A 20,291-nucleotide genomic window follows, 5' to 3' on the forward strand; every position below is an offset into this window, starting at 1 on the left:
TGAGAGAACTCGGGTGAAGGAACTAGGCAAAATGGCACCGTAACTTCGGGAGAAGGTGCGCCGGTGAGGGTGAAGCATTTACTGCGTAAGCTCATGCCGGTCGAAGATACCAGGCCGCTGCGACTGTTTATTAAAAACACAGCACTCTGCAAACACGAAAGTGGACGTATAGGGTGTGACGCCTGCCCGGTGCCGGAAGGTTAATTGATGGGGTTAGCGCAAGCGAAGCTCTTGATCGAAGCCCCGGTAAACGGCGGCCGTAACTATAACGGTCCTAAGGTAGCGAAATTCCTTGTCGGGTAAGTTCCGACCTGCACGAATGGCGTAACGATGGCGGCGCTGTCTCCACCCGAGACTCAGTGAAATTGAAATCGCTGTGAAGATGCAGTGTATCCGCGGCTAGACGGAAAGACCCCGTGAACCTTTACTATAGCTTTGCACTGGACTTTGAATTTGCTTGTGTAGGATAGGTGGGAGGCTTTGAAGCGTGGACGCCAGTTCGCGTGGAGCCAACCTTGAAATACCACCCTGGCAACTTTGAGGTTCTAACTCTGGTCCGTTATCCGGATCGAGGACAGTGTATGGTGGGTAGTTTGACTGGGGCGGTCTCCTCCTAAAGAGTAACGGAGGAGTACGAAGGTGCGCTCAGACCGGTCGGAAATCGGTCGCAGAGTATAAAGGCAAAAGCGCGCTTGACTGCGAGACAGACACGTCGAGCAGGTACGAAAGTAGGTCTTAGTGATCCGGTGGTTCTGTATGGAAGGGCCATCGCTCAACGGATAAAAGGTACTCCGGGGATAACAGGCTGATACCGCCCAAGAGTTCATATCGACGGCGGTGTTTGGCACCTCGATGTCGGCTCATCACATCCTGGGGCTGAAGCCGGTCCCAAGGGTATGGCTGTTCGCCATTTAAAGTGGTACGCGAGCTGGGTTTAGAACGTCGTGAGACAGTTCGGTCCCTATCTGCCGTGGACGTTTGAGATTTGAGAGGGGCTGCTCCTAGTACGAGAGGACCGGAGTGGACGAACCTCTGGTGTTCCGGTTGTCACGCCCGTGGCATTGCCGGGTAGCTATGTTCGGAAGAGATAACCGCTGAAAGCATCTAAGCGGGAAACTTGCCTCAAGATGAGATCTCACTGGAGCCTTGAGCTCCCTGAAGGGCCGTCGAAGACTACGACGTTGATAGGTGGGGTGTGTAAGCGTTGTGAGGCGTTGAGCTAACCCATACTAATTGCCCGTGAGGCTTGACCATATAACACCCAAACAATTTGCTGTTTGCGTGTCAGACGGTCGAAGTCGACACAAAGCCGAAGATTTGCAGAGAACACGCAATACCGATATATCACATGCCCAATACGCTGCAGCGGCTCAACCCCGAGGCAGCAACCGAATTGCTTGACGACCATAGAGCGTTGGAACCACCTGATCCCATCCCGAACTCAGCAGTGAAACGACGCATCGCCGATGGTAGTGTGGGGTCTCCCCATGTGAGAGTAGGTCATCGTCAAGCACCTATCCCAAACCCCCGATCTGCGCAAGCAGGTCGGGGGTTTGCTTTTGCGCGAAGAAAGCATGCCTGAGTTGCTGGGGAAGGGAACGGTCCGCTTCAGTATCCTGTAACAGGCACACCGTCTGGATCAACACCGTTCGTACCGCACTGCTGACAGCAGTGTTCCTGGCTCGTTTAGAATGGGCGCTTTGCTCGGATATGTTCTTCATGCCGGAATCGGCTGCCACCCCAGGGCTTGACGAGCGTCCACTCGATCAACTGGTCGCTTGTCCCGAATGTGATCTTCTGATGCTCAAGCCCGCGCTCGATCTCGGCGAGGTTGCCGAATGTCCGCGTTGTGGCTATGAATTGTTCCGCCTGCGCCATCGCATCATCGGCCCGGGGCTGGCATTGGTACTCGCCGCGCTGCTGCTCTACTTTCCCGCCAATTTCCTGCCGATCATGCAGCTGAACCTGCTGGGGCGGACCACCGACGACACCGTATGGAGCGGCGTGCTGAGCCTCTATCGGAGCGATATGCAGGGCATCGCGGTGGTGGTGTTTCTCTGCAGTATGGCGGTCCCTTTGCTCAAGTTGCTGTGCCAGCTCGTAGTGCTGCTCTGCATCGGTGTCGATCGGGCAAAGCCGCTCGGGCTGTTCCTTTACCGGATCTATCACCATCTGCGGGAGTGGGGAATGCTCGAGGTCTATCTGCTCGGCATTCTGGTGTCGATCATCAAGCTCAGGGATATGGCTGAGCTGAGCCTCGGTGTCGGGCTGGCATGCTTCGCCGGGCTGCTGGTGGTGCAGGTGTGGCTGGAGCTGGTGATGTCGCCGCACCAGGTCTGGGAAGCCTTGTCGGAGCGAACCGATGCGCGCCGCTGACGTCGGGCTGATGGTCTGCCACGAATGTCATCAATTGAATCGTGAACGGCCGGACGAGGATAGGCAGCAGCACTGCACGCGTTGTGGCGCCCGCGTGCATATGCGCCGCCCCAACAGCATTGCCCGAACCTGGGCACTGTTGATTGCCGCGGCACTGCTTTACCTGCCAGCGAATCTGCTGCCGATCATGACGGTACGCATGCTGGGCAGCGGTACGCCGGACACCATCATGTCCGGCGTGGTCGCGCTGGCCAAGCACGGCATGTTGCCGATCGCCGCAGTAGTGTTCATTGCCAGCATCCTGGTACCGACCTTCAAGCTGGTGGGCATCGCCATGCTACTGATTTCGGTACAACGCCATCACCCGATGTCGCCACGCCAGCGGATATTGATGTTCCGTTTCATCGAGTGGATCGGGCGCTGGTCCATGCTCGACATCTTCGTCATCGCCATTCTGGTGGCCATCGTCAACTTCGGCAGCCTCGCCAGCGTGGAAGCCGGTTTCGGTGCGGTGGCCTTCGCCAGCGTAGTGATCCTGACGATGCTCGCCGCCATCACCTTCGACCCACGTCTGATCTGGGATAACACGGATTCCGGGAACAAGCATGACTGACCTGCCGCAAGCGAAAACCCGCCCAGCTTCCAACTGGTCGGCCATCTGGATATTGCCGCTGATCGCGCTGATGATCGGTGCCTGGCTGGCCTGGCAGGCCTATAGCGAACGGGGCATTCAGATCGAAGTGGTATTCGACAGTGCCGAAGGGATCGAGGTGGGCAAGACCTCGGTACTGCACAAAGGCATGACGATCGGGATCGTGCGCGGGCTGCGGCTGGAGGAGGATGGCCGTCGGCAGGTGGTCGTCGCCGATATCGAGATGCACAAGGACGTCGAAGGCTACCTGCGCAGCGGTACGCGCTTCTGGCTGGTCAAGCCCAGCGTTACTCTGGCTGGCATCACCGGCCTGGAGACGCTGGTGTCGGGCAACTACATCGGCATCAGCCCGGCTGGGGGCGAAGAGACGCGGCGCTTCGCGGCGCTGGCCGAGGAGCCGCCAATGTCGGACAGCCGTATCGGGCTGCACCTGACGCTCAAGGCCGATCGCCTGGGCTCGCTGAACCGCGGCAGCCCGGTGTTCTACCGGCAGATCCAGGTCGGCCAGGTGAAGAACTACGTGCTGGCCGAAGATGACAGTACGGTCGAGGTGCAGCTGTTCATCCTGCCGGAGTACGCGCATCTGGTGCGCAAGCATACGCGTTTCTGGAACGCCAGCGGCATCACCGTGGATGCGGGGCTGGGTGGGGTGAAGTTCCGCACCGAGTCATTGGCCAGTATCGTCGCTGGCGGCATCGCCTTCGCCACGCCGGCTCATCGCAAGGACAGCCCGGCCACCGATCCGAACATTCCCTTCCGCCTCTATGAGGACTTCGATGCGGCCCAGGCGGGGATCAAGGCGCTGGTCTCCCTGACGGATTTCGATGGCCTGCAGGCCGGGCGCACGCCAGTGATGTACAAGGGCATGCAGGTCGGCCTGTTGAAGATGCTGGACATCGATGCGGACCTCAGCGGCGCGCAGGCCGAGCTCTCCATCGACCCCTTGTTCGAGGATTACCTGGTCGAGGGCACCGACTTCTGGGTGGTCAAACCGTCCATCTCGCTGGGTGGCATCACCGGCCTCGAGGCGCTGGTGAAGGGTAATTTCATCGCCGTGCGACCGGGTGAGAAGGGCGCCGCGTCCAAGCGTGACTTCGTTGCCCGAGCCAAGGCGCCGCCACTGGACGTTCGTGCGCCGGGGCTGCATCTGGTGCTGACGGCCGACACGCTGGGGTCGCTGGACGTTGGCAGCCCGGTGCTCTATCGCCAAGTGCGCGTGGGCTCGGTGCAGAGCTATCAGTTCTCCCGCGATCAGCAACAGGTGGTGGTTGGCGTGCATATCGAGCAGCCCTACGCCAACCTGGTGAACAGCTCCAGCCAGTTCTGGAATGCCAGCGGCATCTCGCTGAGTGGCGGCCTGTCCGGTATCGAAGTGCGCAGCGAATCGCTGCAGAGCCTGCTGGCCGGTGGCATCGCCTTCGAGACGCCGGACCCGCAGGCGCCTGCGGCCAAGCGTATTCCGCGCTTCGCCTTGCACAAGGATCGCGACAGCGCGATACAGCGTGGTACGCAGATCGAGATTCGCCTGGAGCGCGGCGACGGCCTGAGCGCGGGGACGCCGATCCGTTACCGCGGCCTTGAAGTAGGGCAGGTGGATGCCGTGGGTCTCAGCGATGACCTGCAGGGCGTCGTGCTGCGCGCACGCATCACCGCTGCGCAGGCGCACATCGCCCGTGCCGGCACGCGCTTCTGGGTGGTGCGGCCCGAGCTCGGCATCGTGCGCAGCGCCAATCTGGAGACGCTCGTGACCGGCCCCTATCTGGAGGTTGCCCCGGGAAAAGCGGACACCGCCGCGCAGACCCGCTTCGTCGCCCAGGAGCGTGAACCACAGAAGACCGGCGAAGGGCTGACGCTGGTACTCAGCGCCGCGCGGCTGGGTTCGATCAAGCCGGGCAATGCCGTGACCTACCGCGAAGTGCAGGTGGGCCAGGTGACCGGCTACGAGCTGGGTCAGAATGCCGACCGGGTATTGATCCGCGTGCTCATCGAGCCGCGCTATGCGCCGCTGGTGCATACCGGCACTCGCTTCTGGGAGACCAGTGGCTTCGGTGTCGATTTCAGCCTGTTCAAGGGCGCGAGCCTGCGTACCGACTCGCTGGAATCGCTGATCGAAGGTGGTGTCGCCTTCGCCACTCCGGATGGCGAGCAGATGGGACGGCGTGCCCTGCCGGGGCAGACGTTCGCGCTGTTCAAGGAGCCGCAGGAGGAGTGGTTCGGCTGGGCGCCGAAGATCGAGTTGGGGCGAGTGGAGACCAGCAAGTGACAAGGCGCACGATGGCTGGTTGGCGGGCAGAACCGCCTGCGGTCGGCGTGCTGGTGGGCTGAAGCCCACCCTACGGTTGCGTTTGGTTGCTGAGCGGTGCGGCCTTCTTGCGATGGTCGGCAGGCTCATGAAAAAGGGCCCCGCGGGGCCCTTTGTTTTTCAAGTCGCTCGGGCTGGCTCTTCCTGCCGTTGTGTTTTTGAGCTGGCTTGTTGGCTCGTGCTCGCGTCGCGGCGGCTGATGTGTTTCCAGTCCGTTTCGTCGATGTAGATGCCCGCCGGCCCGCTGCCGCCTTCCAGGTCGATGGCCACGTGCGCCGAGACCTGCGGCTTGACCGAAGCGAGGATCGGCACGAAGCCCAGCTGCAGGCTGGTTTCGATCAGCGCCTGCTGGTTGCGCTCGTCGATGTCGGCCGCCTCGTCGAGGTAGTAGGGCAGGCGTATGCGCCCGGCCTGCTCGCGGTCCATCAGGTGCAGCAGCAGGTACATGTTGGTCAGCGCCTTGATGGTCATGGTGGTGCCGTTGCTTGCGGCGCCATCGATGTCGGTGTGAATCACCGGCTGGCCGCCGACCTTGGTGATCTCGAACGCCAGCTCGAACAGGTCCTTGAGGCCCAACTGGTTGTTGTTCGCCGCCACCAGTCGCGCCAGGTACTCCTTGGCTTCCTCGTTCTTCGCGTCCTGCTCGGCTGACTGGGACAGGTCGAACACCGACAGCGTCTCGCCTTCCTCGTATTGCCCGGCGCTGTGGATGATCTGGTCGATGTGCCTGAGCGCATCCTTGTTCGGCGCCAGCACGATGCGGAAGCTCGCCAGGTTGGACACCTGGCGCTTGTTGATCTCGCGATTGAACAGCGCCAACTGGTGCTCGAGGCTTTCATAGTCGCTGCGGATATTGCGCAGGGTCCGGGCGATGTCGGTGACCGCCGCGCGGCGGGCCTTGGCCAGGGTCAGTGCCTCGTCCTGACGATGCGCGTAGGCGTTGACCAGCAGCTGCAGGCGGCGCTCGGGGTCTTCCTCGCTGTCGAACTTGGCCACGCCCTTCAGGCGCACCTGGGCATAGAGCGCCTCGATCTGGCCGTCGACGCGCTGCAGCGCCTGCCAGCTGTCCTGGTAGTCGTTGAGCAGCGGCAGCAGGTTGTCCAGCGAGTCGTCCACCGGGTCCATGAACGGCGTGCCGAACGGCAGATCCGCCGGCAACAGCTGGCGACGGCGCAGCGCATCTTCCAGGGTGCGTTCCTTGGCTTCCAGATCGGCCAGCTGACGGCCGACCAGCTGCAGCTTGGCCGACAGGTGTCGCACGCGGTCGGCGAAGGCATCGCTGGTGCGCTTGAGTTCTTCCTGGGCGGCTTCGGCCTGGGCCAGCTGCTCCAGCTTGGCCGGTTCCTCTGCGCTCAGCGTCTGGCTGCGGCGGAAGTCTTCCAGCGCCTTCTGCGCATCGAGCACGGCCTGGTACAGCGCCTCGGCCTGGGTCTTGCTCGCGACGCGGTCGACGGCCACGGCGTGCTGGGTTCTGAGCTGCTTGAGCTCGCGTTCGAGGCGGTCCTTCTGGTCGCGCAGGGCGGCACGGTCGGCCAGGGCCTGCAGCGCCGGTGGCTCGATATGCGAGAGGTCGATGGACAGGCCCGGCACCGAGAAGGTGTCGCCCTTGAAGCGATCCAGCACCGCTTCCACGGCCTTGACCCAATCGTCACCCTCAGCGGTGATGCCTTTCTCACCCAGCGGAAGACTGAACAGCTGGCCGTTGAACAGGCGCATCAGGCGGTCGACGTCGGCCTGGGAGAATTCCTCGCGCAGGCGTGAATAGCTGTTGTTGTCGGCGTGATCGAGTTGCTGCTTCACCGACTTCAGGCGCTTTTCCAGGTCGCGCAGGCGTTCGTCCAGATCCTCGCTGGAGAACTGGCGGGACTGCGCCAGCGCACCGGCCAGCTCGTCATGGGCGTCCTTGGCGGCGAGCAGTTGCTGCTCCAGCACATGCGCATCCTCGACCAGGGCGAAGCGGTTCTTCAGCACCGCGAGCTCGCCCAGCCAACGCTGGGTTTCGCTGATCTCGCGTTCCAGACGCATCAGTTCGGAGGTGCTGCCACGCTGCTCGTTCTGCAGGCCGTCCTGCTCGCGGCGGTAATGCTCGGCCTGGATCATCAGCTCTTCCTTGCGCGCATCGGCGTAGTCGTGCCAGCTGCCGAGCAGGTTGTCGAGCAGCGGCGAGAGGCGATGCAGCTTGCCGCGCAGCAGTTCGCGCTGGGCGACACCGGCGGCCAGTGCCTCGACCAAGGGGCCTGCGGCAACCAGCGCCTGGTAGTCCTGCTCCATGCGCCGCACGTCGCGGAAGGCTTCCTCGGTGGCGGCGATATAGTCGACGCTGCCGGAGCGCAGGCTGTGCTCGAAGGCATCGAGGAACAGCTGCTTGAGTTTCGCCGCGGTGATCTCGCGCATATGCAGCAGGTTGATGAACAGCGCGCGGAAGGTCTTCAGGCTCTGCTCGCTGGTCGAGCGCAGCGGGATCAGCGTCATGTCCAGCGGGATCGAGGTGTGCCCACCGACCAGCAGTCGGCGCAGTTCGTCCGGTTTGACCTCGTAGGCCTTGATGCCGGCGCGCTCGAGGTTGGCGAACAGCTCGCGCTGGCGCAGGCAGGTGCCGGTCTGCTGGTAGTGATCCAGATCCAGCGAACCCTGGTAGACGAAGAACTGGTGGCCGAAGCCGCCGCCCGGGCCGCGCCCGGCGACGCCGATCACGTGCGGGCCGTGGGGCAGCATCACCTCGACCAGGATGTAGCTGGTGTCCGAGGCGAAGTAGAACTTGCGCGACTGTTCCAGGCTGTACTTGCCGAAGCTCATGTCCGACATGCGCGCCAGGATCGGGAACTGCAGCGCGTTGATCGAGGCGCTCTTGCCCAGGTTGTTGGCGCCGTAGACCGACAGCGGAGTTTCCAGCGGGAAGATGCCGAGGCTGTAGCCGGCGGTGTTCAGCAGGGCGAAACGGCGAATGCCGTAGCGTTCCTGGCTCATGCTTCAAGCTCCTTTTCTTCGGCGATGGCGCGGGCCAGGGCGTCCTCTTCTGATTCCTCGAACGGTTCGTCGATGAGGATGATCTCGTCTTCACTCTCGTCCTCGGCGATCAGTTCCGGCGCCGGCAGCGGCAGGTCGCTGCTGTGCAGGCTGGCGGCCAGATCCCGGTCCTGCTGCACCGACAGGCAGACGTCGAGGAAACGGTGCATCGGCGGCAGGAAGCGATAGACGCCGTTGCTGTCCTCGGCGAAGCCCAGCTGCGTCAGGCGGCGGATGATCTTCTCTTCCAGTTCGTCCTGGGTGGTGACTTCGGCCTGCAGGAACAGGTCGCGGTACTTGTCCAGCAGTGCCGGCAGTTCGTCTCGGCCGAGGCTGCCACCATCGAGCACGGCCAGCGGGTCGCGACCCTGGTCGGCCAGGTGTTCGACGAGGATGAAGGTGAACAGCGCCAGGCGCTGCGCCGTCTTGTTCACCTGCGCGCCCATCTGTTCGGGGACGAAGTAGTAGAAGCCGCGCGGGTCGCAGACCAGCTCGAAGCCGAGCGCCTTGAACAGCGCGCGGTACGGGTCCTGCAGGTTGCTCAACTGGGCGTAGGGCTCCGGCTCGCTGCGCGACAGGTGATAGCCCTTGAACAGCTCGCGGAAGATCGGCGCCAGCTGGGTCATTTCCTTGAGGTCGATGTTCATTCAGGTTGCTCGAAGATCGTTGGGCGGATAAAGGCGAAGCCTCGTCCGACAGGGAGTTCGGTGCGGCCGGTGGTGGACAAGCTGCGCGTTGTCCACCCTACGCAAGGCTCAAGCATTTGCATTGGCCATCAGGGCAAACGAGCTGAGGCTGACGCGGTGCTCGCGGGTCAGGTATTCGCGGCGTTCCAGGCGGTCGCGCTGGAAGCGGGCGTCGCGTGACAGGCGCGAGAACCAGTAGAGCAGCTCGTCGGTGGCGCCGTCGGGCTCCTGTTCCAGCAGCCAGGCCATCAGGTCCGGCAGCGGCAGGGCCTGCTGGCAGCGTTCGATCATCTCGCGGGCGGTACGCGGCGCCTGCGGTTGATCGCCCTTGCGCTTGCCGCTGGCTTTGGGGAACTGCGCCGGCTTCGGCTCGAAGCAGGCGAGGGCGTAGACATAGGCCTCGACCTGACTGGCGGTGCCGAGGAAGGTGCTCTGCGGGCGGGTGAACAGCGGCAGCGAAGCCTGCGGCACGGCGTCCAGGCCCTTCTTGCGGATCGCCGACAGCGCCAATGCCGCGCCGCGGGTCACCGCGTTGTGCCGGCGCGCTTCCTCGCGCAGCGGCAGCAGCAGCTCGCGCGCCTTGCGCAGGGTCAGCTGGGCGGTGGTCTGCATCTCCAGGATGCGCGCGTGGGTGCGCAGCAGCAGGTCGTCGTCCACCAACTGGCCGAGGCGCTGCTGATCGCTGAGCAGCTTCATCAGCACCTGCTCGACGCGGTGCACGCCCTGCTCGAAGGCGCCATCGGCGGACACCAGCTGGATCATCGGTTCGACGTATTCGTCCCAGGTCGCCAGGACTTCGGCGTAGCGCTGGCGCAGCGGGATCTGGCGGTCGCTGGTCTTGGCCCGGTCGGCCACGGCAACCAGGGCCTGCTCGTCGTTGTCGAGCTTTTTCAATACATCGCGCACGCGCATGTCGAGCAGGCGCAGCTGGCGCGCCAGGTCGTTGCCGTCGCGAATCTCGAAGGCATCGAGAATATGCCCGGCGAGGCGCTCCAGGTGGCGCAGATAGGCCTCGATTTCCAGGCACAGGCCGAGGCGGTGTTCGCGCCGCAGGTAGGCGAGGAAATCGTGGATCTGCGCATTCAGCTCGAAGCGGTTCGGGCTCTTGGCTACCGGCACCAGGATGTCCAGGCGGATCCACTGGTCGAGCAGCGCGGTGATGTCGGTCGGTGTGCCTTCCGGCAATTGCGCGGCGAGCTGATGGCGCAGCTCCACCAGGCTCAGGGTGCCGGCATCGAAGCGCTCGCACAGCGGCTCGAGCAACGTCCAGTGTTCGGCGAGGGCACGCAGTACGCGCTTGGGTTCGATCATGTCAGCCGGTTCTGTCGGATGCGAATAAAAGCCGCAATTGTACTGCCTCGCCCTGGCGCGACGCAGCCCGAACCGATCATCGGGACGGCGCGATGGTTCGGCGGCCTTTCCGCTGCGCCGGTTTCCGGCCACAATTCACCCTATCGCAACGGCGCCGAATGCTTCGGCCGGCCATGAGGAACCCGACATGAGCAGCAACGACCGCGTCATCATCTTCGATACCACCCTGCGCGACGGCGAGCAGAGCCCCGGTGCCTCCATGACCGGCGAGGAGAAGCTGCGCATCGCCCGGGCGCTGGAGCGGTTGAAGGTGGACGTGATCGAAGCGGGCTTCGCCATCGCCAGCCCCGGCGACTTCGCCGCGGTGAAGCTGGTGGCCGACAATATCCAGGACAGCACCGTGTGCAGCCTGGCGCGCGCGGTGGACGCCGACATCGAACGCGCCGCCGAAGCGCTGGCCGGCGCCAACGCCGGACGCATCCACACCTTCATCGCCACCAGCCCGATCCACATGCAGTACAAGCTGCGCATGCAGCCGGACCAGGTGGTCGAGCAGGCGGTGCGCGCGGTGAAGAAGGCGCGTAGCCTGTGCGCCGACGTGGAATTCTCCTGCGAGGACGCCGGGCGCTCGGAGATCGACTTCCTCTGCCGCATCATCGAGGCGGCGATCGACGCCGGCGCGCGTACCATCAACATTCCGGACACCGTCGGCTACGCGATCCCGCACCAGTATGCCGACACCATCCGCCAACTGCTCGAACGCATCCCCAATGCCGACAAGGCGGTGTTCTCGGTGCACTGCCACAACGACCTGGGTCTGGCCGTGGCCAACTCGCTGGCGGCGGTGGTCGCCGGTGCGCGCCAGGTCGAATGCACCATCAATGGCCTCGGCGAGCGTGCCGGCAACGCCGCGCTGGAAGAAATCGTCATGGCGATCAAGACCCGCCAGGACCTGCTCGGCGTGCATACCCGCATCGAGACCGAGCACATCCTCGCCGCCTCGCGCCTGGTGTCGGGCATCACCGGCTTCCCGGTGCAGCCGAACAAGGCCATCGTCGGCGCCAATGCCTTCGCCCACGAGTCGGGCATCCACCAGGATGGCGTGCTCAAGCACCGCGAGACCTACGAGATCATGTCCGCCCAGTCGGTCGGCTGGAACGCCAACAAGATGGTCATGGGCAAGCATTCCGGCCGTGCCGCGTTCCGTTCGCGCCTGGAGGAGCTGGGCATCGTGCTGGAAGGCGATGAGCTGAACGCCGCCTTCGTCCGCTTCAAGGCGCTGGCGGACAAGAAGCACGAAATCTTCGACGAAGACCTGCAGGCACTGGTCTCCGACACCCTGGCCGACGAGGCGCCCGAGCACTTCAAGCTGGCCAGCCTGGACGTGGCGAGCAAGACCGGTGCGATTCCGCAAGCCAAGCTGGTGCTCAGCGTCGACGGTGCCGAACGCAGCGCCGCGGCGCAGGGCTCCGGCCCGGTGGACGCCACCTTCAAGGCCATCGAAGCCATCGTCGAATCGGGTGCCACCTTGCAGCTGTATTCGGTCAACGCCATCACCCAGGGCACCGACTCCCAGGGCGAAGTGACCGTGAGGCTGGAAAAGGGCGGGCGCATCGTCAACGGCAATGGCGCCGACACCGATATCGTCGTCGCCTCGGCCAAGGCCTATCTCAATGCGCTGAACCTGATGCAGGTCGGCGCCAAGGCGCATCCGCAGGTGGAAGGGGTTTGATCAGCGAAGCCGCGCGTCGGGCCTACCTCGATGCCATGCAGGTAGCCAGCTGGCTGCCGCGCACCGAATTGCCGTTTGCGGCGCCATCGCGGCCGGAATTGCTGTTACCGCTCACGGCCGAGTCGGAAGATGACGTTGCGCCCGCGCCTCCTGCGGCGGCCGAGCTGGCCGCGCCGGCGGCGGAGCCGGTAGCGGTGGTCCCGGCACCCGCCGTGCGGCCGGAGCTGCCGCGCCCGCGTGTCGCGATGCCGGAGCCCAGGAAACCCGAGCCGGTCGCCGCCGCGCCGGACGTTCAGCCCGAACAGGCCAGGCCCGTCGAGCCACCCCCGCGCTTCTCGTTGCAGCTGCTGCGGGCCGGCAACGTCCTGTTGCTGGTAGAGCTGCCCACGGGCGAAGCCTTCCAGGGCCGCGACCCGGCCTACATCCTGCTCAAGGACCTGCTGCGTGCCGCGCGCCTTCCGGACAAGCCGCAGCAGGTCGGAGACGGCGAGCCGATCCGCTGGCCGCTGTTGCACAAAGGCAGCCTCGATCAGGGGGCGGAGGCTGCGCGTGACTACGTGCAGGGCGTGGTCGCCGCCGAACTGGAAGGCATGGGCTGCGACTGCATCTGGCTGGTCGGCCTACCGGCGCTGCGTTTCGCCGCCGAGGTGGACGAGGCTGCCTGCTACCGCGAGCTGGCCATCGAAGGCCTCGGCCATGCGTTGGCGATGCCCGGCCTGGAACGGCTGATGGAGCAGCCGGCCAGCAAGGCCGAACTGTGGAAGGCCGTGCGCCGTAGCATGCCACGTTGGAACATAGGTTCGTGAGTACGCTTTTGATGAGTGATGCCGTCAGCTTCCGTCCGATGACCCAGACGGATATCGATGCCGTATTGAAGATCGAATACGCAGCCTTCAGCCACCCATGGACACGCGGCATCTTCACCGATGCGCTTTCTGCCTATGAATGCTGGGTGATGTTCGAAGGCAGCCAGCAGGTCGGCCACGGGGTGATCAACGTCATACTCGACGAGGCGCACCTGCTCAATATCACCGTCAAGCCGCAAAGCCAGGGCCGCGGCCTCGGCCTGCGCCTGCTGGACCATCTGATGGAGCGAGCGCGTGCGCGCGGCGGTCGCGAATGCTTCCTCGAAGTCCGCGCCAGCAACGCCCCGGCCTATCGCCTGTACGAGCGTTACGGCTTCAACGAGGTGGGCCGGCGCCGGGCCTATTATCCGTCGGCGGAAGGGCGCGAGGACGCCCTGGTCATGGCCTGCACCTTGCTGGACTGACCCGGTATGCTCCACGCATCGCCGCCCGCCTGCACGGCGGGCGGCTCGCTCACTGGCCCGGCCGCTTGTCGCGCCCGGAATCCAGTGGGGCATCGCCTTCGAGTTCTTCGTCGGAGAGGATGTCCTGATCCTCTTCCAGCACGCTGTCGTCATCCGACAGCACCGCATCGCCGCCGCTGAGGCCGGTATCCGGATCGCCATCGGCGGGGCCATCCCAGGGCTTGCCGTCGAGCGGGTCGTAGCGCGCCTGTTCGGCTTCGTCGAGATCGACGTCGGCACCGATCCGGTGTTCGGATACCACGCTCAGGTCCTGATCCGACGGCTCGCCATGGCCGGGTTCGCGGGCCGAACGTGCGCCATCGTCGGGAATCAGCGTCTCCGGGCTCATGTCGTCCAGGGTGGCTTCACCGTCGGGAACCTCGCCGGCGCTCATCCCGGCTTCGGCCACGCGCTCCGGCGGGAATTCGTCCTCGACCTGCTCGCGCGGTGCCTCGTCGCCGATGCGGCCCTTGCGCTCGTCCTTGCGCTGGTTGAAATCGAGCTGCTCCATGGAGCCCATGCGGTCCTCGGTGTCGTCGATCTCGGTCGGGGTATAGGGGGTTCGATCATTCATGTTCGTCTCCTTCCAGAACGTCGCTCTTGCTGGTTGTGACCCGACGCCACCCCGAAGATTCAGGCTCGCCGCTGGCCGGTAGCGGCATTCCGGTCCATGCTGTCTTTCCGCAGTAAACGTTTGAGCGTCATGCGAAAAATGGACGAACCCGTGCATGTGATTCGGAGTCCTAGGTTTCATGAACGATCAGAACGATCAACCCGCGCAGGAGGCACGACGCTGCGCCTTCTTCTTCGATGTGGACGGAACGCTGGCTGAAATACAGCCCCGTCCGGAACTCGTATTCATTCCATCGCCCACCCTGGCGGCTCTGGAACGGCTGCATGCCGCCGGTGTTCCCGTCGCCGTCATCTCCGGGCGCCCGCTCAGCCAGCTCGATGCATTGCTCGCCCCGTTGCGGCTTCCCGCCGCTGGCGTGCATGGTGCCGAGCGCCGCGCCGCCGATGGCCGGCTGCACAAGCTGGCGCTCGATGCCGAGGTGCTGACGCGGATCGAACAGGAGCTGCTGCAGGCCTGTGCCGAGTATCCCGGCCTCTATCTAGAGAACAAGGGTGTCGCCTTCGCGCTGCACTTTCGCCTGGCGCCGGAGCTGGAGGCCACCGCGCGCGGCCTCGCCGACGACTTCGCCCGGCGCTATGCCGAGGTGCTGACGCTGCAGCCGGGCAAGTGCGTGTTCGAACTCAAGCCGCGTGGCGCGAGCAAGGGCGAGGTGATTCGCGCCTTCATGGCCGAGGCGCCTTTCAGCGGACGGCGTCCGGTCTTCGTCGGCGACGACCTGACCGACGAGGCTGGCTTCGCTGTCGTCAACGCGCTCGGCGGGCTTTCCATCAAGGTCGGCGAAGGCCCCAGCGAGGCGCGTCAGCGGCTGGAGTCGGTGGCGGCAGTCGGCGGCTGGCTCGATGCAGTGCTGCGAACCCTCGGCGAGCCTGCCGTACACATAACAAAACCAGACTGAAGCGAGAATTTTGCCATGAGCCGTTTAGTAGTGGTTTCCAACCGGGTGGCACCGATCAAGGCCGGAAAGGTCGCCGCCGGAGGGTTGGCCGTCGGGGTGTACGATGCCCTGCGCCAGTCCGGTGGTATCTGGTTCGGCTGGAGCGGGGAGATCGGCGTGGCGCCCACCCTCAGCACCGAGACCGTGGGCAACATCACCTACGTCACCCTGCCTTTGATCAAGCGCGACTACGACCAGTACTACCGAGGCTTCTCCAACGCCACCCTCTGGCCGATCTTCCACTACCGCATCGACCTGGCCCGCTACAGCCGCGAGGAGTACGACGGCTACCGGCGGGTCAACGTGATGCTCGCCGAGAAGCTCAAGCCGCTGCTCGAGCCCGACGACATCATCTGGATCCACGACTACCACCTGATCCCCTTCGCCGAGGCCTGCCGCCAGCTGGGCATCCGCAACCGCATCGGCTTCTTCCTGCACATCCCGTTCCCTGCGCCGGAAATCCTCACCGCCATCCCGCCGCACAACGAGCTGCTGAAGACCTTCTGCTACTACGACCTGATCGGCTTCCAGACCGACACCGACCGCCTGGCCTTCCAGGACTACATCACCCGCGAGGTGCGCGGCGTCATCGAGGCGGACGGCAGCCTTACCGCCTACGGGCAGAACTTCCGTGCCGGTGTCTATCCGATCGGCGTGGTGCCAGACGAGATCCAGACCCTCGCCGAAGGCTACAAGGGCCGTGCGCACCCCATGCGCCGCGCCAGTGACACCCGCCGCAAAACCATCATCAGCGTCGACCGGCTGGACTACTCCAAGGGCCTGGTGGAGCGCTTCCGTGCCTACGAGGCCTTCCTCGACCGCTATCCCGAGCACCGCAGCAATGTCGAATTCCTGCAGATCGCCCCGACATCGCGCTCGGATGTGCGCACCTACCAGCACATCCGCGAACAGCTGGAGAGCCAGGCCGGCCACCTCAACGGCCGTCTCTCCGACCTTGACTGGACGCCGCTGCACTACCTCAACAAGAGCTACGACCGCCGCGTGCTGATGGGGCTGTTCCGCGCTGCCGATGTCGGTTTCGTCACCCCACTGCGCGATGGCATGAACCTGGTCGCCAAGGAATACGTCGCCGCGCAGGACCCCCAGGATCCCGGGGTGCTGGTGCTGTCGCGCTTCGCCGGCGCGGCACGCGAACTGACCTCGGCGCTGATCGTCAATCCCTATGACTGCGTCGGCATGGCCGAGGCGCTCGACCGCGCGCTGCGCATGCCGCTGGCCGAACGCAAGGATCGCTACGAGCACCTGATGCGCGCCATCCGCGCGGCGGACCTGGATGCCTGGCGCGACAACTTCCTGCGCGACCTGCGCTCGTTCGTCTCGCAGCCGCGCGTGTCCAGGGTGGAAGAGGAGTCCCTGGAGCGGCTGTGACGTGGGGTAGGCCTGCATGTCATAGTGCGGCCTGTTTACCGCGGCGTACCCGAGGCTTTCGAGAGTAATGAGATGAGCGACCTGGATCAGCTGTTCGACAACAATGCCCGCTGGGCCGAAGCCATCAAGCAGGACGACCCGACCTTCTTCGAGAAGCTCGCCAAGCAGCAGGTGCCGGAATACCTGTGGATCGGCTGCTCCGACGCACGGGTGCCGGCCAACGAGATCGTCGGCTTGTTGCCCGGCGACCTGTTCGTTCACCGCAATGTCGCCAACGTCGTGCTGCATACCGATCTCAACTGCCTGTCGGTCATCCAGTACGCGGTCGACGTGCTCAAGGTCAAACACATCCTGGTCACCGGTCATTACGGCTGCGGCGGCGTGCGCGCCTCCATGCGCGACGACCAGCTGGGGCTCATCGATGGCTGGCTGCGCACCATCCGCGACCTTTACTATGAGCACCGCGTGCACCTGGCCAAGCTGGCCACCGAGGACGAGCAGGTCGATCGCCTGTGCGAGCTCAACGTGATCCAGCAGGTCGCCAACGTCAGCCACACCACCATCGTTCAGAACGCCTGGCACCGCGGCCAACCGCTCTCCGTGCATGGCTGTATTTACGGCATCAAGGACGGCCTGTGGAAGAATCTCAACGTCACCGTCAGCGGGCTCGAGCAACTGCCGCCGCAGTACCGTCTGCGCCCGTTGCGCCCGGTCTAGTGGGCTCGCGTCACGGCCTGGCCTTTCTCGGGCTGCTGGTCGCCGTGCTCTGCTGGAGCGGCAACGCGCTGGTGGCCCGTGCCTTCTACAACGACATCCCACCGCTGGGCCTGTCGTTCTGGCGCTGGATCCTGGCCACTGCGCTGCTGCTACCCTTCGTCGCGCGCGCCATCTGGGCGCACCGGGCGACGCTGCGTGCAGCGAGCTGGCGCCTGCCGGTGGTCGCCGCGCTCGGTATCGCCAGCTACAACTCGCTGCTCTATACCGCCGCGCAAAGCACCGCGGCGATCAACCTCACCCTGGTCAATACCTGCCTGCCGCTGGCCACCTTCATCGGTGCCGGCTTCCTGCTCGGCGAATGGCCCGCCCGACGTGCCTGGTACGGCATGGCCGTCGCCGCTGGCGGGCTGTTGTACCTGATCAGCCGGGGCGACTGGACGAACCTGGCCCGCCTGGCATTCCAGCCGGGCGACCTGATCATGCTGCTCGCCGTCCTCGCCTGGGCGCTCTACACGCTGCTGCTGCGGCGCTGGGCCCGATTCCTGGCGGTGCCGCCGCTGGTGCTGCTCGGCACCCTGATGCTGCTCGGTGTACCGCTGATCCTGCCGTTCTACCTGCTGGAGTTGAGCCACGTCGGCGGCTTCGAGCCGAGCGCCGACAACCTCGCGGCCATCGCCTACACGGCCGTGTTCGCCTCGCTGGTCGCCTACCTCGGCTGGAACCACGGAGTGAAGATCGTCGGCGCCGGCAGGGCCGCGATGGCCATGTACCTGATGCCGGTGTTCACCGCGCTGCTGGGCTGGCTGCTGCTGGGTGAAGCCCTGCAGCCTTTCCACTGGATCGGCGGCGCGCTGATCTTCACCGGCCTGCTGCTCGCCACCCGACCCTCGCTGCGCCCGAATCGTTGAACGGGCGGGCAGGCTGCCTGCGCCGCTCCGACCATTCGTAACTAAGCGATTGAAAACGATAAAAAATCCTAGGCCCGAGGGTTGACAGCCCAAGGCGACCGGAGAATAATGCGCGCCACTTGGCTACATAGCTCAGTTGGTTAGAGCGCAGCATTCATAATGCTGATGTCCCAGGTTCAAGTCCCGGTGTAGCCACCAGACAAATCAAGGGGTTAGCGAAAGCTAGCCCCTTTTTGTTTTGGGCCGGTGACTACGAAGTGACTACGGCTCGACTACGACCCTTAACCGGCCGCCCGCAGCGGTTCGATTTCGTGTTCGATCTCTTCGCCTGCCTCGGCGTAGGTCGTTGCCAGTGCATATTCGGTTTGCAGGTTCATCCAGAACTGAGCGGACGTATCGAAGTAGCGACCCAGGCGGATAGCCGTATCAGCAGTGATACCGCGACGTTCCCGCACAATGTCATTGATGGTCGGCGCCGATACATGCAGAGCGCGAGCAAGTGCAGCCGGAGTCATTTCCAGCGGCTCCAAGAACTCTTCGCGCAGCACTTCACCAGGGTGAATGGGGCGCATGCCGTTGATTGCCATGTAGCCACCTCCTCAGTGGTAATCGACGATTTCGACCTGCATCGGGCCTGCGTCCGTCCAGACAAAGCAGATCCGCCACTGGTCATTGATCCTGATCCTGATCCTGATGCTGTGCTGCCCGACGCGGTTGCTCTGCAGCAGCTCCAACCTATTACCGGGTGGAGAGCGCAAGTCGCGCAACTCTGTGGCCGCATTGAGCATCGCGAGCTTCCGCGTTGCGACAGTGAGAATGTTTCCCCAGCGCCTGGAGCTTCCTGATTCAAACAGGGACCGGGTTTCATCGCATCGGAAACTCAGTATCACGCTTTAATCCTTAACGTTAAGCGTTAATGAATCATACGCCTATTGGCTACTTCGTCAACACGTGCCAATAGCGTGGCCGGCTTGAGCCAGTGGCGAAAGCCTTAGCGCTGATTCCAGATGATCCGGCGACAGGTGCGCATAACGCATTGTCAATGTGGTTGCCCATCAACTTGTCGTGACTGGCGGTTGGCGGTTTTTGGCTTGGTGCGATGCATAAGGCAGTGGCGCTGCTGCCTCCATGCTAGTTGAACCGCCCATGCAGCCCACCAACACTCATGCGCCCAGCGCCGAGCAGGGCGATCGCGACTGCGCCGAACAGGAACAATGCCTGCAGTTCGATCGCCCAGCCACCCATCTGCCCCAGCGAGAACAGTTCGCCACGGTGCGCCAGTGCCAGGGCGACGACCATGTTGCCGATCATCAGCAGGGCGCCGAGGCGTGTGTACAGGCCGACGATCACCAGCAACGGGCCGAGCACTTCGCCGAGGTAGACGCCATAGGCGAAAAAGGCCGGCAATCCCTGGCCGGCGAGCATGCCGGCGATGCCGTCCACGCCGTTCAGCAACTTGTAGATGCCGTGCAGCAGTATCAGCACGCCCACCGCCAGTCTGAGTACCAGTTTGCCTGCATCGTCTGTCATGTCGTTTCCCCCGTGCCGGAGGCCGGGAATCGGCGAACTCCTGGGTAAAAAGGGTAGATCAACCCGTACGGTTCTGCACTGCGATGTGGCGGCTGGAGGCAGCGTGCTTGAGCGGGCCGGGTGGCCGAGGGCCTGTGTGTTTTCCTCACGCTGAGGCGGGCTGTGAGGGCTGCAGCTAACCGTACAGATTCGCCAATTCATCGACGCCGTGTGGCTTCTTTAAGCGCCCAGGCACGACGCGAAGAGCCAAGCGTGCTGGCGAACCGAAGCTACACGAGGCCGGCGGTGCATCGCGCGCAGCACGGGCGGAAGGGCAAGGCGTGGGATCGTAGCGATCGCGACCGCGACCGCGACCGCGACCGCCAGCTCAGCTCGCGGTCTTTTTCTTGAGGGTGGCCTGCAGGGCGCTACGGCAGCGTTCTTCCGCGGTATCCAGCTCCAGCTGCATCTGCTGGATGTCGAGCAGTTGCTGTTCGAGCTGCTGGCGGCGTTCGGCGATCATCTGCAGCATGATGTTCAGCTGCTTCTGGTTGCCGGCCTTGGGATCGTAGAGTTCGATCAGTGTCTTGCATTCGGCCAGGGAAAAGCCGATGCGCTTGCCGCGCAGGATCAGCTTGAGCGCGACGCGGTCCTTCGGTGAGTAGATGCGCTCCTGGCCACGGCGGGTCGGCGAGAGCATGCCCTGTTCTTCGTAGAAGCGGATGGCCCGGGTGGTGATGTCCAGCTCGTTGGCCAGGTCGGAAATGCTGTAGGTCTGCTTAGCCATGGTCAGTCTCGATCCTTCCTAAGTGCCTGTTCACGATCT

Annotated in this window: 18 protein-coding genes, 1 tRNA gene and 2 rRNA genes; 13 read left to right on the top strand and 8 right to left on the bottom strand. The window is 64.1% G+C overall.

The genetic code is table 11. The features are described 5' to 3' along the window. From IN820_RS08945 to IN820_RS08965, 5 genes are all read left to right on the top strand, one after another. A 23S ribosomal RNA gene (locus IN820_RS08945) occupies positions 1-1,254 on the top strand; the annotation flags it as partial. A gap of 142 nt (positions 1,255-1,396) precedes the next feature. Continuing rightward, positions 1,397-1,512: ribosomal RNA gene (rrf, locus tag IN820_RS08950) — 5S ribosomal RNA — on the top strand. 207 nt (positions 1,513-1,719) lie between these two features. Next, entirely contained in the window at positions 1,720-2,376 is a 657-nt protein-coding gene (locus IN820_RS08955; RefSeq protein WP_193680677.1) for a paraquat-inducible protein A, read from the top strand. Beyond that, positions 2,363-2,989 carry a paraquat-inducible protein A gene (locus IN820_RS08960; RefSeq protein ID WP_193680642.1) on the top strand — a complete coding sequence of 209 codons (627 nt, stop codon included), beginning with the start codon at positions 2,363-2,365 and terminating at the stop codon, positions 2,987-2,989. Before IN820_RS08955 ends, IN820_RS08960 begins: the two co-directional genes overlap by 14 nt. After that, positions 2,982-5,291 (top strand): PqiB family protein, encoded by a 2,310-nt coding sequence (locus IN820_RS08965; protein ID WP_193680643.1) that lies wholly within the window; start codon positions 2,982-2,984, stop codon positions 5,289-5,291. The genes IN820_RS08960 and IN820_RS08965 overlap by 8 nt, the downstream gene beginning before the upstream one ends. A gap of 159 nt (positions 5,292-5,450) precedes the next feature. On the opposite strand, the gene mksF is transcribed toward IN820_RS08965, so the two are convergent. The 3 genes from mksF to mksB all read right to left on the bottom strand — a co-directional run bounded on the left by mksF (position 5,451) and on the right by mksB (position 10,333). Further along, a complete protein-coding gene (gene mksF / locus IN820_RS08970; protein ID WP_193680644.1) occupies positions 5,451-8,297 on the bottom strand; it encodes an Mks condensin complex protein MksF in 2,847 nt (948 codons plus the stop codon). Continuing rightward, positions 8,294-8,983: an Mks condensin complex protein MksE gene (gene mksE / locus IN820_RS08975; RefSeq protein WP_193680645.1), complete on the bottom strand. Its 690-nt coding sequence runs from the start codon at positions 8,981-8,983 to the stop codon at positions 8,294-8,296. Before mksE ends, mksF begins: the two co-directional genes overlap by 4 nt. Positions 8,984-9,091: 108 nt before the next feature. Further along, entirely contained in the window at positions 9,092-10,333 is a 1,242-nt protein-coding gene (gene mksB / locus IN820_RS08980) for an Mks condensin complex protein MksB (RefSeq protein WP_193680646.1), read from the bottom strand. Between the two features lie 187 nt (positions 10,334-10,520). On the opposite strand from mksB, the gene IN820_RS08985 reads away from it, so the two are divergent. Genes IN820_RS08985 through rimI form a run of 3 tightly spaced genes read left to right on the top strand, consistent with a single transcriptional unit; the run spans position 10,521 to position 13,335 of the window. Beyond that, positions 10,521-12,065 (top strand): 2-isopropylmalate synthase, encoded by a 1,545-nt coding sequence (locus IN820_RS08985; protein ID WP_193680647.1) that lies wholly within the window; start codon positions 10,521-10,523, stop codon positions 12,063-12,065. Next, positions 12,062-12,871, top strand: coding sequence for an energy transducer TonB (locus IN820_RS08990; protein ID WP_193680648.1), 810 nt, complete (start codon positions 12,062-12,064; stop codon positions 12,869-12,871). The genes IN820_RS08985 and IN820_RS08990 overlap by 4 nt, the downstream gene beginning before the upstream one ends. Positions 12,872-12,882: 11 nt before the next feature. Next, positions 12,883-13,335: a ribosomal protein S18-alanine N-acetyltransferase gene (gene rimI, locus IN820_RS08995; RefSeq protein WP_193680678.1), complete on the top strand. Its 453-nt coding sequence runs from the start codon at positions 12,883-12,885 to the stop codon at positions 13,333-13,335. Positions 13,336-13,384: 49 nt separating this feature from the next. Here rimI and IN820_RS09000 read toward each other — a convergent pair whose 3' ends face one another. Next, positions 13,385-13,948, bottom strand: a complete 564-nt coding sequence (locus IN820_RS09000; RefSeq protein WP_193680649.1) for a hypothetical protein — start codon at positions 13,946-13,948, stop codon at positions 13,385-13,387. Positions 13,949-14,126: 178 nt separating this feature from the next. Here IN820_RS09000 and otsB point away from each other — a divergent pair, with 178 nt between their 5' ends. The 5 genes from otsB to IN820_RS09025 all read left to right on the top strand — a co-directional run bounded on the left by otsB (position 14,127) and on the right by IN820_RS09025 (position 18,154). Continuing rightward, complete coding sequence (otsB, locus tag IN820_RS09005; protein ID WP_193680650.1) at positions 14,127-14,903, top strand: trehalose-phosphatase; 777 nt, start codon at positions 14,127-14,129, stop codon at positions 14,901-14,903. Positions 14,904-14,918: 15 nt separating this feature from the next. After that, positions 14,919-16,331 (top strand): alpha,alpha-trehalose-phosphate synthase (UDP-forming), encoded by a 1,413-nt coding sequence (gene otsA / locus IN820_RS09010; protein WP_193680651.1) that lies wholly within the window; start codon positions 14,919-14,921, stop codon positions 16,329-16,331. Between the two features lie 72 nt (positions 16,332-16,403). Beyond that, complete coding sequence (gene can, locus IN820_RS09015) at positions 16,404-17,048, top strand: carbonate dehydratase (RefSeq protein ID WP_193680652.1); 645 nt, start codon at positions 16,404-16,406, stop codon at positions 17,046-17,048. Continuing rightward, the gene (locus tag IN820_RS09020; protein WP_193680653.1) at positions 17,048-17,956 is read left to right on the top strand and encodes a DMT family transporter; all 909 of its coding nucleotides are present in this window, start codon (positions 17,048-17,050) and stop codon (positions 17,954-17,956) included. The genes can and IN820_RS09020 overlap by 1 nt, the downstream gene beginning before the upstream one ends. A gap of 121 nt (positions 17,957-18,077) precedes the next feature. Beyond that, positions 18,078-18,154 (top strand) — tRNA-Met (locus tag IN820_RS09025). Between the two features lie 83 nt (positions 18,155-18,237). On the opposite strand, the gene IN820_RS09030 is transcribed toward IN820_RS09025, so the two are convergent. The 4 genes from IN820_RS09030 to IN820_RS09045 form a co-directional block, all read right to left on the bottom strand. After that, entirely contained in the window at positions 18,238-18,543 is a 306-nt protein-coding gene (locus tag IN820_RS09030; RefSeq protein ID WP_193680654.1) for a HigA family addiction module antitoxin, read from the bottom strand. Positions 18,544-18,555: 12 nt separating this feature from the next. Further along, on the bottom strand, positions 18,556-18,846 hold the full coding sequence (locus tag IN820_RS09035) for a type II toxin-antitoxin system RelE/ParE family toxin (protein WP_193680655.1): 291 nt from the start codon (positions 18,844-18,846) through the stop codon (positions 18,556-18,558). Positions 18,847-19,087: 241 nt separating this feature from the next. Further along, positions 19,088-19,486 (bottom strand): DoxX family protein, encoded by a 399-nt coding sequence (locus tag IN820_RS09040; protein WP_193680656.1) that lies wholly within the window; start codon positions 19,484-19,486, stop codon positions 19,088-19,090. Between the two features lie 367 nt (positions 19,487-19,853). Next, a complete protein-coding gene (locus tag IN820_RS09045; protein ID WP_193680657.1) occupies positions 19,854-20,252 on the bottom strand; it encodes a MerR family transcriptional regulator in 399 nt (132 codons plus the stop codon). Positions 20,253-20,291: the final 39 nt, after the last annotated feature.

It is taken from the genome of Pseudomonas lopnurensis, from assembly GCF_015070855.1.
In the GTDB taxonomy this organism is placed as follows: domain Bacteria; phylum Pseudomonadota; class Gammaproteobacteria; order Pseudomonadales; family Pseudomonadaceae; genus Stutzerimonas; species Stutzerimonas lopnurensis.